Source organism: Bacteroides stercorirosoris (assembly GCF_900142015.1).
GTDB classification, from domain to species: Bacteria; Bacteroidota; Bacteroidia; order Bacteroidales; family Bacteroidaceae; genus Bacteroides; species Bacteroides stercorirosoris.
On the sequence record NZ_FQZN01000001.1, the window covers coordinates 211,825 to 226,902 of the forward strand.

The 15,078-nt window shown below is 45.1% G+C and carries 9 protein-coding genes and 1 pseudogene; 2 read left to right on the plus strand and 8 right to left on the minus strand.

Annotated elements, in window-relative coordinates; translation table 11 throughout:
- Positions 1-82 precede the first annotated feature (82 nt).
- Complete coding sequence (gene xyl3A, locus BUC01_RS00735) at positions 83-2,674, plus strand: xylan 1,4-beta-xylosidase (protein WP_073312427.1); 2,592 nt, start codon at positions 83-85, stop codon at positions 2,672-2,674.
- A 49-nt stretch (positions 2,675-2,723) separates the two neighbouring features.
- Positions 2,724-3,983, plus strand: a complete 1,260-nt coding sequence (locus BUC01_RS00740) for a family 8 glycosyl hydrolase (RefSeq protein WP_007660840.1) — start codon at positions 2,724-2,726, stop codon at positions 3,981-3,983.
- A 130-nt stretch (positions 3,984-4,113) separates the two neighbouring features.
- On the opposite strand, the gene BUC01_RS25705 is transcribed toward BUC01_RS00740, so the two are convergent.
- The 8 genes and pseudogenes from BUC01_RS25705 to BUC01_RS00775 all read right to left on the minus strand — a co-directional run bounded on the left by BUC01_RS25705 (position 4,114) and on the right by BUC01_RS00775 (position 15,076).
- Complete coding sequence (locus BUC01_RS25705; RefSeq protein WP_044532670.1) at positions 4,114-5,046, minus strand: family 43 glycosylhydrolase; 933 nt, start codon at positions 5,044-5,046, stop codon at positions 4,114-4,116.
- Positions 5,020-6,570: pseudogene (locus BUC01_RS25710) on the minus strand (arylsulfatase); the annotation flags it as partial. The pseudogene BUC01_RS25710 and the gene BUC01_RS25705, both read right to left, overlap by 27 nt.
- Positions 6,571-6,881: 311 nt before the next feature.
- Complete coding sequence (locus tag BUC01_RS00750; protein ID WP_083595416.1) at positions 6,882-8,024, minus strand: family 43 glycosylhydrolase; 1,143 nt, start codon at positions 8,022-8,024, stop codon at positions 6,882-6,884.
- A 26-nt stretch (positions 8,025-8,050) separates the two neighbouring features.
- On the minus strand, positions 8,051-9,178 hold the full coding sequence (locus BUC01_RS00755) for a glycoside hydrolase family 43 protein (RefSeq protein WP_025830530.1): 1,128 nt from the start codon (positions 9,176-9,178) through the stop codon (positions 8,051-8,053).
- Between the two features lie 40 nt (positions 9,179-9,218).
- Positions 9,219-10,958, minus strand: a complete 1,740-nt coding sequence (locus tag BUC01_RS00760) for an alpha/beta hydrolase-fold protein (protein WP_073312429.1) — start codon at positions 10,956-10,958, stop codon at positions 9,219-9,221.
- 15 nt (positions 10,959-10,973) lie between these two features.
- The gene (locus BUC01_RS00765; RefSeq protein ID WP_073312431.1) at positions 10,974-12,002 is read right to left on the minus strand and encodes a hypothetical protein; all 1,029 of its coding nucleotides are present in this window, start codon (positions 12,000-12,002) and stop codon (positions 10,974-10,976) included.
- Between the two features lie 14 nt (positions 12,003-12,016).
- Positions 12,017-14,230, minus strand: coding sequence for a glycoside hydrolase family 76 protein (locus BUC01_RS00770; protein WP_073312433.1), 2,214 nt, complete (start codon positions 14,228-14,230; stop codon positions 12,017-12,019).
- A 90-nt stretch (positions 14,231-14,320) separates the two neighbouring features.
- Positions 14,321-15,076 carry a DUF3823 domain-containing protein gene (locus BUC01_RS00775; protein WP_007660846.1) on the minus strand — a complete coding sequence of 252 codons (756 nt, stop codon included), beginning with the start codon at positions 15,074-15,076 and terminating at the stop codon, positions 14,321-14,323.
- Positions 15,077-15,078 lie beyond the last annotated feature (2 nt).

Sequence of the window (15,078 nt, forward strand, 5' to 3'; positions counted from 1 at the left end):
TCTTTTCTGCCTATTTTTGTAATCGTCATCCACAATGACAAAACAGAAGTCTATTAATAACAATAAAAAGCGCACTAATACCATGAAAAGAAAACTTCAGTTGCTCACCGGAATCGGATGCCTGTGTCTGTGCTTCCTTTCCTGTTCACAACCTCCCTACAAAAACCCGGCACTAAGCCCGGAAGAGCGTGCCAATGATCTGGTAGGCCGACTCACACTGGAAGAGAAAGCCGCCCTGATGCAAAACACATCTCCCGCCATTCCCCGACTGGGCATAAAAGCCTATGACTGGTGGAACGAAGCGCTGCACGGCGTAGGACGCGCCGGACTGGCAACCGTATTCCCGCAAGCCATCGGTATGGGAGCTTCTTTCAACAATGAACTGCTTTACGATGTATTCACCGCAATTTCGGATGAAGCACGCGCCAAGAATACCGAATTCAGCAAAGAAGGCGGATTGAAGCGTTATCAAGGGCTCACCATGTGGACACCTAACATCAACATCTTCCGTGATCCGCGTTGGGGACGGGGGCAAGAAACTTACGGAGAAGACCCTTACCTCACCAGCCAGATGGGTATGGCAGTGGTACGCGGTCTGCAAGGTCCTGAGGGGGAAAAATATGACAAGTTGCATGCCTGCGCCAAGCACTATGCCGTACATTCCGGTCCGGAATGGAACCGCCATAGTTTCAATGCCGAAAACATCGACCCGCGTGATCTTTGGGAAACCTATCTGCCTGCTTTTAAAGACCTGGTTCAAAAAGCGCATGTGAAAGAAGTGATGTGTGCCTACAACCGTTTTGAAGGTGAACCCTGTTGCGGAAGCAACCGCCTACTAATGCACATTCTGCGTGACGAATGGGGATATAAAGAAATCGTAGTATCGGATTGCTGGGCAATCAGCGACTTCTACAACAAAGGTGCCCATGAAACCGATCCCGACAAACAACACGCTTCCGCCAAGGCCGTACTCTCCGGAACAGATATAGAATGCGGAGATAGCTACGGATCACTGCCCGAAGCTGTGAAGGAAGGGTTGATTGACGAGAAACAGATAGACATCTCTCTGAAGCGCCTGATGAAAGCCCGCTTTGAGTTGGGCGAGATGGACGAACCTTCGCAAGTGTCCTGGGCACAGATTCCTTACAGCGTGGTAGATAGTAAAGAACATCGTGAACTGGCACTCCGCATGGCACGCGAGAGCCTTGTATTGTTGCAAAACAATCAGAGTTTACTGCCTTTAAATAAAAACCTGAAAGTGGCCGTGGTAGGACCTAATGCCAATGACTCCGTAATGCAATGGGGCAACTACAATGGTTTCCCCTCACATACCATCACTCTATTGGAGGGTATCCGCGAATATCTGCCCGAATCACAGATCATCTATGAACCCGGATGCGACCTGACCTCCGATGTTACTTTGCAAAGCGTATTCCAGCAATGTAGCATGGATGGCAAACAAGGTTTCAGTGCCAAATACTGGAATAATACGAAACAGGAAGGAACACCGGATGCAACCAATCACATCAGCACCCCCTTCCACTTCATCACCACCGATGCCACGACCTTTGCAGCCGGCATCAACCTGCAAGATTTCTCTGCCAGCTACGAATCCGTATTCCGCCCCGTCAAGAGTGAAGACATCGCCTTCCGCTTCCAGACTCAAGGGATAACGAAACTCTCCATTAACGGTAAGGAAGTGGCTGCAGGCATGAACTTCAAGAACAATGCAAAAGTCTACACCCTCCAGGCAGAAGCTGGAAAGGAATATCATATCAAGATTGATTTTACTTTCCGCAACCGTGATGCCGCACTCGATTTTGACATGGGGCGTGAAGTCCCCGTTGATCTGAAGCAAACAGTAAACAAGGTAAAAGAGGCGGATGTCATCATCTTTGCCGGAGGTATATCCCCGGCAGTGGAAGGTGAGGAAATGCATGTCAACATTCCCGGCTTCAAGGGAGGTGACCGCGAAACCATCGAACTTCCATCTATCCAAAGCCGTTTGCTTGCCGAATTGAAGAAAGCAGGAAAGAAGATCGTATTCGTCAACTTCTCCGGTTCCGCTATCGCTCTGACTCCCGAATCGAAAACATGCGATGCTATCCTGCAAGCATGGTATCCCGGTCAAGCCGGTGGTACGGCTATCGCCAATGTCCTCTTCGGAGATTATAACCCGGCAGGACGTCTTCCAGTCACTTTCTATAAGAGTACGAGCCAACTGCCCGGCTTTGAAGATTATTCCATGAAGGAACGCACGTACCGGTACATGACAGAAGCTCCGCTCTTCCCCTTCGGGCATGGTTTGAGTTATACCACATTCCGTTACGGAGACGCTTCATTGAATACACAGGAAGTAAAAGATGGAGAACAAACCATCCTGACCATCCCCGTGAGCAATGTAGGTGAATACGACGGGGAAGAAGTGGTACAGGTGTATCTGCGTCGTCCGGGCGACAAAGAAGGTCCGTCGCACGCACTCCGTGCCTTTAAGCGTGCGAACATCGCCAAAGGGGCAACCAGCAATGTGACCGTATCATTAAGCAAAGAAGATTTCGAATGGTTTGATACGGAAACCAATACAATGCGCCCGATAGAAGGTGATTATGAAATACTTTATGGTGGTACGTCGGAGCTGAAACAGTTGAAGGCGATACCAGTCATTGTTAAATGATAATTTAACTGCGTAATCTTGAAAATCATATAATATAAAACGTTCCTTTATGAAGAACTTATTTTACCTCCTCCTTTGCCTCATCGCCGGGACATCGTGCAGCCAGGCAGACCCGACAAAGCCCTGGGATAAAGGTGCCTTTGAAACACAGAAATACCGGAATCTCCTCGCCGAGATGGGCTACAAACAGGCAGATATTGATGCCAAGCTCAAATCCGTCTTTGACGGTGTATTCTACGGTCCCGACAAAGTATATTTTGAAGTAGGCGACTCTATGGCTTACATCAGTGACATCAAAAACCATGATGTCCGCACCGAAGGTATGTCTTACGGATTAATGATTGCAGTCCAGTTCGACCGTAAAGATATCTTCGACCGCCTTTGGCGATGGGGCACAAAGTACATGCAGCATCAAGACGGTCCGTTGAAAGGATACTTCGCCTGGAGCTGCGAGACAGACGGTACCCGTAACTCCCAAGGCCCCGCCTCCGACGGAGAACTTTACTATGTAACCGCCCTCATCTTCGCCTCCAACCGTTGGGGAAACGACACCGGCATCAACTACCTTGCCGAAGCTCGGAATATCCTGAACTGTTCCATGGAGAAAGATGGTACAGACCGAGTAATGCCTTTTATCAATGTAGAGCATAAGCTCATCACCTTCGTCCCCGACATACGGGGCGGCCTTTTCACCGATCCATCTTACCACGTACCCGCTTTCTATGAAGTATGGGCACGCTGGGCCGATGATGGCAGAGCCGACTTCTGGCGTGAATGTGCCGAATGCAGTCGTGAATACCTGCATAAAAGCATCCACCCCGTAACCGGTCTGAACCCCGATTACAACAACTATGACGGCAGCCTGCTGGGCAATAACCGCATTATTGGTGATGCTTTCCGCTTCGATTCTTGGCGTGTACCGATGAATATTGCTTTAGATTACTCCTGGGCATGTGCCGACAAAGAGTGGCAACAGGAATACGGCAACAAAATCCAGAACTTTCTCTACAGCCAGGGTATTGATACTTTCGTAGACCAGTACAACATAGACGGTACACAGGTAAAAGATACCCTCCGAGCCGGAGAACACAAGGCGTTAAGACACTCTTTAGGCTTAGTAGCCACTTCTGCCGTCGCCTCACTGATGTGCACTCACGAGAAAAGCCGTGAGTTCGTAGACAAGTTGTGGAACGCAAAACACGAGCCGTATGAAGACGGATACTTCGATGCTTACTATGACGGGCTGCTCCGCCTCTTCGCTTTTATGCACCTGAGTGGAAACTACCGCATCATCTTCCCTGAAAAGTAAACTTAGAGCATAACCCTAAAAAAAGAAACAGTAGATTCAGGATTTACATCCTATTCTACTGTTTCTTCACTAATTAACTAATCCTAAAAACATCCTACCATATAATTGCAGAGATTTGGTAAAAAGATAGTTATTTCAGTTGAGGGAAACCATCCCTCCAGATAATCTTTCGTTGTGAAAGGAACCAGGTTCTGCCGAAATCCTCATTGCCCTGATAGAAGAGGTAGGTCTGCCCATCTTTATCTTTGAAGATATGCGGATGACCCGATTCGCAATAGTTCCAGGCCCCCGGATCTCCATTCGCCAGGAAAGGTTTATTCGAAACTTTCCTCCAGTGGATACCATCTGTACTGGTTGCCAGTCCTATCTGCTGCGGACGATTATTATAAGCCCCTGCATAGAACATATATAGCGTACCATTCATCTCTACTACTGAAGGAGCCTCTATACAAGTTTCTTCCCACGGCCATTCGGGAACCAAGATGGCACGGTCACAGGCCTCCGTCCATGTTTCCCGATTGAAATTTGTACCTGCAGGAGCAGTAGCCACACCTACAATCTGTTTCACATAGTCGGGTGTACGGGTAGCATAATAAAGAAAATACTTTCCTTTTGCAAATATGACTTCCGCATCAATGGCCCGTCCACAATTCCAGTCACCCGCTTTAGGGGCAAAAATAGGATTGGTAGCATTACGTGTGAAGTTCACGCCATCCACCGACCATGCATGACAGATCGCATCTTTCTTGTCATTACCATACGTTTGATAGAATAGATGGATCGTATCGTTACGTACCAGTGCACCCGGTGCACACAAGCCCTTAGCCTCATAGTCGGCAGCCGGAGACAAAGAACCGATAGGCTTCCATTGTGTCAGGTCCGTACTCTCTGCTATACCTATTCCCCAACCCGAATTTCCCTTAGGAGGTACAGAATAATACATCAGGTACTTTCCGTGGAATGGAATCACATGCGGATCTTTCGAGAAAGGCCTGCCTGTACGGGTAGTATCGGCAAACAACATCGGAGAGTCCTGATGTTTAGGCAGCACATTGTACTTTATCGCCCAGTATTCCCATTCATTCCGCAACTTCTTCAGTACATCGGGATGCTGGGAAGCAAGATTATTTTTCTCCGTACGGTCTTTCACAATGTCGTAAAGTTCCCATTCCGTACCTGCTTCATCACGTATTGCTTTCCAGTTACCGTAACGGATGGCACGATTGCCCTGATGCTCCCAATACATATATTCATGCAGGGAGGGCACTTTCTCCGTAATGGCGGGGAACAGACTGGTACCTACCAAAGGATGAATTTTATTTCCACCATGATAGGTTTCAGGATATGCAGCGCCTGTCGCTTCCAGAACAGTAGGCATAATATCCGGCAAATAACCCGGAATAGTGCACAAATTGCCATGCCGGTTGCCTAGTTTCTTGTTCCAGGAGAAAATAAGAGGAGTGGATATACCACCTTCGTAGGAACGACATTTGTATTTCCGGAACGGAGTGTTCGAAGTTTGCGCCCAGGCTCTGCCATAGGACGGCATATTATTGCAGGCAGGATTATTAATATCTTCCTGCTTGCCGCCTCCCAATTCCAGATAAGGTTCGGCACAAGCACCATTGTCTGCAAGGAACAGGATTAAGGTATTATCCAGTTGTTTGGTTTTCTTCAGATAATCGATCACCTTACCTACGTTGTAGTCCACACAGTGTACCTGTGCTGCATACACAGCCATGCGATAGGCGGATTCATCCTTTTCTTTCTCTGTCAGTTCATCCCAGGAACGGTTTTCCCATTCGGCGAAACCAACATTCTTATCGATAATACCCATCTTCTGCATCCGGTTGTAACGCTCCTGGCGTATCTTATCCCAACCCTTGGAACGGTAAAGTTTGGTAAACTTCTGAATGTCTTCCTCTTTTGCCTGCAAGGGCCAATGCGGAGCATTGAAAGCCAGATACAGGAAGAATGGTTTGTCATCCTTCTGTTCACCAACAAACTGAAGGGCATGATCGGTGAAAGCATCCGTGGTATAGTAAGGAGATTCAGGTGCAGGCAAATGTTCATTATCCAGCGTCAGACCACGTCCACCTTCCGGACGTAAGTAACTGGCAGCACCTGCCAGAATACCGTAGAAGCGTTCGAAACCTCTTTGCAAAGGCCATTTCTCTTGCCCATGCATACCCAAGTGCCACTTACCTGCCATATAGGTATGATAGCCGTTTTCTTTCAGCACTTCGGCAATGGTGACACAATTACGATTCAGATAACCCTGATAGCCTTCGGAGCCCCAATCATTGATATCCCGTTGCGTTTCTTTCTTAAACGTTCCCGGATCCTCGGACATCTGACCGATACCTGCCTGGTGCTGATAAAGTCCGGTCATCAGACTGGCACGCGCCGGACAAGAACGGGATGTATTATAGAACTGGGTAAAGCGAACCCCTGTAGATGCCAACTTATCGAGATTCGGGGTCATAATCTCACCCCCATAACAACCGATGTCGGAATAGCCCATGTCGTCTACCAGAAAGATAACGACATTTGGCTTCTCTTGCGCCCAACAAAGGGGAGCAATCATTAATGGGGTCAAAGCAATAATACTCTTTCTCATAAAGCCTATATTTTGAAATTATTTTATGATAATCTGCAGTCTTTTTCCTGTAAATGATAACTCATAAGCCTGTTATTGTAAGATTCAGGCGTCTAAAATATAAATTATCACTTGCAATACCAAACATATAATACCCCAAAACCTCTACATTACTCCCCAATAACTCTTTCCCTTATTCCTTTCAACATCTCCCTAAGACTTCATGCAAAAGATGGCATCTTTTACAACAAAACATACCATCTTTTGCATCAGCGGAATAAGGCATAAGAACCAAAGGGTTACGGCTGAAACCTCTGTGCTTCATCCGGTCCGGGCACAGCATATGCAGGGTCAATAGCGCGGATATAAACATCCCCGTCTTTCCCTGTCTTTACTTCCAGAGGAACAATCGTGGTTCCCTGCTCATTAATGGTCTGAGCAGTCTCACTTAAATCGCGATTCTGAATGCCCAATTTGGATACAGGTGCGATATTCCCGTTAAAGAATGCCGTGCACCACCATTGGCCCTTCTTATCCTGGAACGGAGTTCCATGTCCCAGGAAACGGCCGGCAAAACGACGTTCACTGTAAGGACCGGTTATCCGGTCGGCTGTGCAATAATACAGATTATAAGACCCCTTACGGGAATCATCCGTAGACCATGCCGTACCGAAAAGTACATACTTTTTTCCTATCTTCCGTATAGTTGCACCTTCGTGCCCGATGCTGTGGTCGGAAGGATCAATATGTACAGGTTTTGCTGCCAATCCCTGAAAATCAGGTTTCAGAGGGGCAATCTCGGTATTGCTCCACGTCAGATACCAAGTGCCATCATCATCACGAAAAAGAGAAGGATCGTGCTTGTCTCTCATATCATCTCCCATAGGGAAAGCGAAAGAATCATTCTTATCCGCATGATCGGCAATAATAAGATTGGCACCATTGCCTACAGGTTCGGGTGAGGTATGTACAAATACCCATTTGCCATCTACCCGGTACATTTCGGGAGCCCAAAGCAACCAGTTTTTCTTAGATTTATTCTGGAAAGCATCCGGGAATTGCTGGGCCCAATATCCCTTTTCCAACGAAAAGGGTTCGCCCAGATATTCCCATTCAGCAAGATCCGGGCTACGCCATACGCGAATCTGATAACCGACTATACTTGGTTTCAAGCCCATCTTCCGGGAAACATGGTCCAGTCCCAGATTATAGGGATCTCCGGCTTCACGGGTATCTCCATACGTAGGTGTGGTACCAGTCAGATAATAGAAACCATCCTCACACAAGTAGATATATGGATCTCGTATCCACCCGTCTTTCAGATAGACTGCCCGGTTATGCTGCTTCACAGCTTTCCGGATTTCTTTCTTATCCTGGGCTTTCGCAAAAAACGATACGCTTATCAGGAGTATGAAACAAAAGAATAATCGGTTTCTCATCATCAGGGTTTCTTTTTATCGGATGGATGTTACTTTGCAGAGGTTGTTACTATTCCCGACGGTTTATTCAGACGGGCCGTTGTAGGAAGCGGAGTTCCGAAATCGGGATAGTCGTTCTCGAGCCATACAAACTTCTGGGCACGTGGTGAACGGGTATCTCCAGCACCTTCAGGATCTACCTGTGTATCGCGTGCATGATACAGGATATACCATTCCGTACCATCGGGAGAGGGGAAGAAGCTATTGTGTCCTGTACCGTATACGCCGTTCTCAGGTGACTGTTTGAATACAGGTTGCTGGGATTTGGACCATGACTTCGGATCCAACATATCGCTGTCAGTGCTTGCCGTCAGCATACCCAGAGCATAATACGGAGTCCATACACCACTGGCGGAATAAGCTATATGAACATACTTACCTTTAGGACTCAGCAGGGGTTGAGGACCTTCATTTACAAAAATATCGTAAGAAGGATTCCAGCCGTTCTCGTTCTTATGATGTCTTTCCCACTCCAATTCCGGTTTGGAAATCAGAACTCTCTCGGAGCCCAGTGTCCAGGGGTTCTCCATACGGGCAATATAGATACACTGAGTTTCGGTATCCACACGGCGGGTTTGCCAACCGGACCATACCATATACAATTCACCTTTATTCTGGAATACAGAACCGTCGATAGCCCAGTTGTTATCCTTGTCCGTACTGATACGGCCTTTCATTACAAACTCTCCATCAAAAGGATCTCTGTTTACATTCTCCAACACATACATCTGGTGATTGTCCGTATTGCCATCATCGGCGGCATAATAGATATACCATTTGCCATCGATATTATGGATTTCAGGTGCCCAAAGATGATATTTATTAGAAAGTTCGGTAGGAATCCAGACAGTCTTCCGGGGAGCATTCTTCACATCGGTAACGTCTGTAGTCTTCCAGAGTACCAGACTATCTTGCACGGTATGCATATAGTAGTAAGTACCTTCATGGAACAGAGCCCAGGGATCAGGACCTTTCTGGAACAAAGGGTTCACATACGTAGTTGCCAGAGAATCAACCTCTGCCAATCCGTCCTTTTTCACTTTAGTGTTTCCGCACGAGGTTACAGTAAACAGTGCCGCAGTTCCCAGCACTATTGCTAAACAGTTCTTGATCTTCATTTTATATTGATTAGAGTTAAACATATTATCTAAAATTATATCAACCTGCACCTACTCTGATTATCGGCATAGGAGCATTCAGGGAAGTCCCTTTGGTATTCAATTCCCGTTTATAAATATTCCCGTTATCGCAGAGTATATAAAGTACATTCATTGCTTCTTCGCCCCAAGCTATAGAGACAGGTTTTGCATTTCCCGGTAAAGGCAGGATAGCTTCGCTCCTTCCATTATAATCACATACCTGAATGCCCGAGGCCGTAGCCAAATAGGTTCTTCCATAATCATCACAGACGGCTGATGTCACTTCCGCTCCATCACACTGATCCGGCAAATGAATGTAGAAGAATTCCTGACCATAAAGCAGACTTTTATCATTCCGGTCCACTTTATAACTGTAGCCACGCCGGGTATCATATCCAAAAGCATACAGCCAATTATTATTTCCACTCAATGCCAGTGTGCAGATACTTTTCAGGTTATTTTCTTTTTCCAGCAATTCATATCCGGCAGACAAATACCATATAGTAGAAAAATGATCTCCTTCATGTTGTTTTCCCACAACATAATATCCGCCATCTCTTAAAGGAACAGCATGAGAGACATGCATTTTACTCTTTATGCTTTTCTTTATACGCCCACAACTATCAGTTACCTCAAAGCCTTTACGGGGAATATATACCAACATTTCATGCGCTTTACCCACAGCAATGATTTTCTTATCCGAAACAGACCGTAATGTATTCCCCTTAAGCAGGATTGTCGCATCACTTGATGCAAGTAAAACGTTTCCGCTATGATCGGAGACTAATAAAGAATTCGCTTCAATGTCAGTATATACCAACTCAAAGTTTCTGTCTTCCACCAGAATCTGATTCAACATGAAATTACGTGTCTTTCTTCGGGGAGCCGGTTCATTCTGCGGATATCCTTTCCAAAGAAAACGCATGGCATCTGGAAATATCAATGTTACATTATCATCGCAATGCTCTGCGTTCTCAATAAACTTATAAGAGAAATCATAACCAGCAAAGTCCATTGCCCGTACCATCTCCTGATTTGCACTCCACCAGTCACCAAAGGATGTCCACATGTCGTGTGTTCCACTTTGAAAATAAAACCGGATAGGCTTAGGCTCGTACTTCTGTACCAGTGTAGCATTTGCATAAGAACCCCTCAATCCTGTAAACGAACCGCAAGAACTATATACACGGGAAAACGAACCGGTATTCCAAGCTACATTAAAAGCACAGGCAGCCCCAGAACTGCAACCTGTTATCATCCGGTCGTTTCTACTCTGCGACAGGATGATGCTCTTCCCTGTTTCAGTCTTCAGAGACTCAACAAAAGGCAAAAGCTCTTCTAACAGGAACTGTCCGAAACGTGGTGAAGGAGTATCATACTCATAAGTCCGGTTGGAACGTGGACTATCGGAATCAAAATCACCAACAACCCATCCGGGTGAAGCGGCAACCAATATCATTACAGGAATCTCCTTACTTTCTATCAGATTGGAAACTACCGTATCAGCCCTGTAGAACAAACCATCCTGAAAGACACAAACACATGCAGGAGACCGACCATCGTATTGAGCCGGAACATATACATCTACATCTCTTATGGTACCAGGGAACAGCTTAGAGTCGGCAAACCGCGTATAAATATGTTCGCCATATTCAACTCCTGCCTTCCTTTTACTGTCAGCAGTCAATACATGCCCGGCCTGAGCATGACACATGCAACAGAAAAAAGACAAAAAGCATATTAATAGTCCTCGTTCCATAAACCTTTATTTGTTTTACCAAGCTCTGTATTTATCCATCGGATTGGTCACATTCCAACGGAAATATTCATATGCAGTATGAACGGATGCACGCTGAAAAGCAGGCATCTCATAAAGCAAACGTCCACCTTCACCTACCAATTCCACTTTAACCGTCTTCGAACGGTCTATCGCTTTCAGTACTTCAGGAAACACGAAGGTGCGCGTATCACGTTCTTCCACTGTTTTACCACCATCTGTTACGTCGGAATATTCTATCTCCAAAGGAAGTTCATACGTAATGTCGTCCAGAATAAACCGGATAAGATTCATCTTGAAAGGCTTTCCGGCAGGATATTTATAGCTGACTTTAAAGGCCGACTGAATATTATTCTCTTTACTTTCCTGATTATAGAAGGCGAGCATCACCGATGCACCATTCGCCTCATAGTTATAAGGTCCATACCACACTTTGTGTGATACCCCCGGATAGAAAGTTTCAACTACCGGAAAATGGAATAAAGAATAGAACTCCACTTTGCCGGGCAGTAGTCTTACAGCATAATCCAGATCGGAATAAACCACAGCACCTCCCTGTCCATAATCTGCTTTTTTAAAATGTCTGTCCAAGTTCTTTTCTATTGCTGCACGCTTAGCATTATCTTGGATATCATAAAACAAAGTGATACCGTAAATCACGCTGTCACAGAACTGATAAGAAACTCCTGAAAAGATACTTTTACTATAAAAAGGTCGTACAGTACTTTCTGCCATATTCTCATTTTGACCAGCCAATTCTATCTCCGAAACAGTACTTAGTCGAAAGCCGAAAGGGATGACCTCACGTGCACCGTAATCTTCCAGATCGGGCAAGTTTAGCATCAAATTCTTCTGGTTATTGTAGAGGGTACTCAATAACCCGTACTGCTTCTCGGGAGCACCCTTCAGTTCAACAGTTTGCCCAGTAGCAGCCAAATATTCATCTACTTGTTTCAGACGGGGTTGTTGTGCAAAAACCTGAACGACACCAACCCACAATAGCATTGTTACGATATAATATTTCATAGCCTGTTCCTTTTTTATTCTTTTTCCAAACCTTGTGTACGCGCATAACGCTCTATCATCTCTTGCCGTTTTTCCATCGGCCACTGTTCTATGACATCAATATCCCACTCGCCGAAAGCATCCATAAAGCGGTGCATAGGTTCGAGTATGGAAGCCTGATTCCACGGAAGCTGCTGGCGTACACTATGTCCACGATTGGATTGCGGGTTGAAGCATTCCGTAAGCAAACCTCTGTAACGGTATCTCATGTCTCCATTCAGATCCATAATGGAAAGAGTATTGTTTTGAATCAGCTTTGCCATTTCCAGGAAATGCGTATCTCTCGTCATGAGGTATAAGCGATAGTACTGAAAGGAAGAGAAAGCCAGTCCGTTGTCTATTGCAGAGTGTCCGGTAGCAATCAGGGTTTGCCCTACAATACTTACATCCTTTGGGAAATCAGTCAATGTATCGTTAATGGCCATCGGTACGTGATAAGCAAACATAAAGGTTTCCGTATAGCGGGCAGCCTGTATGGCGGCTTCCTTCCACTTGGCATCACTTGTAACGTCATAAAGTGCCAGGAAAGCATAAATAGCCATTTGTCCGGACTCACGGTCTTTTACATTGGGATTGTCAATAACTCCACCTACATAAAGGTAATCATGGTGGATAAAGTCATAACTAAATTCACCTGCTTTCAAGGCTGTATCCAAATAGCGTTTGTCCTGGGTAACCGAGTAGAGTTCAATCAGGAAGCGGATGATATTAGTAGTTGTATATTTACTGTCATGAGTCGGCTTTCCGGTTCTCCAGTCATAACGGAGATAAAAGCTACCGTCCTTTTCCTGATTCCGTACCAGCCAATCAGCGTACTTTTTGCAATAGGAGAGCCATTCGGGTTTATTAATTCCATGCTTTTTCATGATATTCCATGCACCCATCATGCCTTCCATACCACCGGCAGCAACACGCATATAAGCTTCATAATCACGCCAGGTTGCTTTCCGATCTACATAGGCATCTGCCCAAGGACTTACAAGGCCACTTTCCTGTTGTGAGTTATTCACCCAGAAGTCAACAACTTCCGATGCTTTGCGTACATATTCCTGATTGTCAATTTCCAACCCTTTCCGCAAAAGGAAATAGGCATTTGAAATCTGGAAACCGATAAAGCCCATCTGATAGTTATAAGCACGGGCTATTCCATTAGGCAGATAGATAGAGAAAGGCCAGCCCGGTGCACCATTCAGGTTCAGCAGGTAAGCATCAAGCACCTCAATGCTGGCTTCATAAGCATCTTTCACATCTACTTTATGTACGACAGGGGTATATTTATTCCACGCCTGTTTCCATACTGTTTCCACCAGTTCGGGGAAATCTTTTGTCTGGTTAAAACCGAAAATCAGGCTATATGTATGTTTCACTCCAGCTTTCACAGGATGACTGCGATAGGCAAAGCCTTTTCTTTTCTGTTCGGGGAGGCGCCCTACATAGGTGGTTTCGCCCTCAATTCCCGGGAAGACAAAAAGAATAGAGTGTGAATCGGTTTCTGTGAAACCCAGGCTACCGAATTGCATACGTTCATCCACTATACGGTTTACTCCATTTTCACCATAGAAAGTTTCAGGATCAGCATTCAGGTGTACCATGTCAATAGCTAATCCGGAAGCCTTCTCACGGGCAGATACCAATGGCAAAGGTAAACGGTCTTCGCGGAAATAAAAGTAATTATCAGTGTAGTCACTGGCAAGAGAACCACGTCTAAGGCTCAGGTTGTTCCTGTACCAGATACCCGGAACAAAGAATTCAAAATCTTCAATCTGCGTTTTACGTTGCAGAGTCAATCCGAAATAAGAGTTGAAGTAGTCGTCTCCTTTTCCAATCTTTTCAATCGTTACCTCCCTATCCATGCGGAAATGATTCTCTGTATCGGGGGCAAACACATCTTTTACATGAAATACGGTTCCATGAGATGACTTTAACTTTGCGATGCAAGCCAACGACCCTTTTTCTTCCTTTACAGAAGAATAGTAACCGTTCAGCGTTTCTGCATTCACTTCCAATGTAACTACATAAGGAGCATTTAAACTCAAATAATGGGCGTTACCAGTTTGCAGGCTCAGGCGTTTTCCATCTTTGACTACAGACAGGCTGGCATCACCACTTTGCAATGTATATGCTTTTTCTGCTGCCAGGGAAAACTGGATGAACGAAAGGAAACTGATGAGTATAAATAGATATTTCATGTTTCAGATATTATCAGGAATACAATAAATTTAACTTGAAAAGACTCTGCCGGTTTATGCCGGCAGAGCCTTTATATCAAAACATAGTGTTTACTCTACCGGCAGGTTTTCGATCTTCTTAATTGTTGAGAAGAGGAAATATTCGTTCATTCCCTCTAACTCAATAGCTACACGATAGAAAGCATAAGTACGATAGTTGTCGATGAAATTTTCCTTCTTACGATACTCAGACAACGGGATATACACCTGCAATGTCGTATCATCGATGTATTCTACATCACTGCTACGTGTACACTTAATACCACTGTTAACCAAAGAACTTGTGCTTAACCAGATACGAGTTTTTACAATCTTCGGAGCAGCTTTCACCGTGTTGGTCATCTTTTCAATATTGAAAGTAGCAACGATATTACCGTTTTTCAGTTCAGCATTCAAGTTCTTCAACTTGTAGTACGGACGCACTTCAAAGTCTTGTGTAACGTTCGAGTTAAAATGATAGGTAATAGAGTCATAGCCCTTACCTGCACCTAATGATTCAAAATCAGGGAGTTCAAAAGGTAGAGCCTTGTTTACTAATGTCATTTTATACTCTGCATCAAAGAAGAGTTGTTGGTAATGTCCTTCATCGTTGGTACGTATACCCGTACCACCACCGTCGACTTTACCATAGCCTTTTTGAAAAACTCTTAACAGTCCTCTATTTGAGTCAAAAGGAAAATTTTCTCCGTCACATTTCAACTGACCGCTGAAAACATAAGACGGGGCATCGTAATTATCATATTCGCAGGATGTCATAGTAAATCCCAATATGACAAATGTTGCTGCAATTATAGATTTTATTTTCATTG

What these genes read in the sequence shown, in the direction of transcription:
- BUC01_RS00770 (WP_073312433.1), bottom strand. Translation starts at nt 14,230, where the DNA reads ATGAAATATCTATTTATACTCATCAGTTTCCTTTCGTTCATCCAGTTT.
- BUC01_RS00740 (WP_007660840.1), top strand. Translation starts at nt 2,724, where the DNA reads ATGAAGAACTTATTTTACCTCCTCCTTTGCCTCATCGCCGGGACATCG.
- xyl3A (WP_073312427.1), top strand. Translation starts at nt 83, where the DNA reads ATGAAAAGAAAACTTCAGTTGCTCACCGGAATCGGATGCCTGTGTCTG.
- BUC01_RS00750 (WP_083595416.1), bottom strand. Translation starts at nt 8,024, where the DNA reads ATGATGAGAAACCGATTATTCTTTTGTTTCATACTCCTGATAAGCGTA.
- BUC01_RS00755 (WP_025830530.1), bottom strand. Translation starts at nt 9,178, where the DNA reads ATGAAGATCAAGAACTGTTTAGCAATAGTGCTGGGAACTGCGGCACTG.
- BUC01_RS00765 (WP_073312431.1), bottom strand. Translation starts at nt 12,002, where the DNA reads ATGAAATATTATATCGTAACAATGCTATTGTGGGTTGGTGTCGTTCAG.
- BUC01_RS00760 (WP_073312429.1), bottom strand. Translation starts at nt 10,958, where the DNA reads ATGGAACGAGGACTATTAATATGCTTTTTGTCTTTTTTCTGTTGCATG.
- BUC01_RS00775 (WP_007660846.1), bottom strand. Translation starts at nt 15,076, where the DNA reads ATGAAAATAAAATCTATAATTGCAGCAACATTTGTCATATTGGGATTT.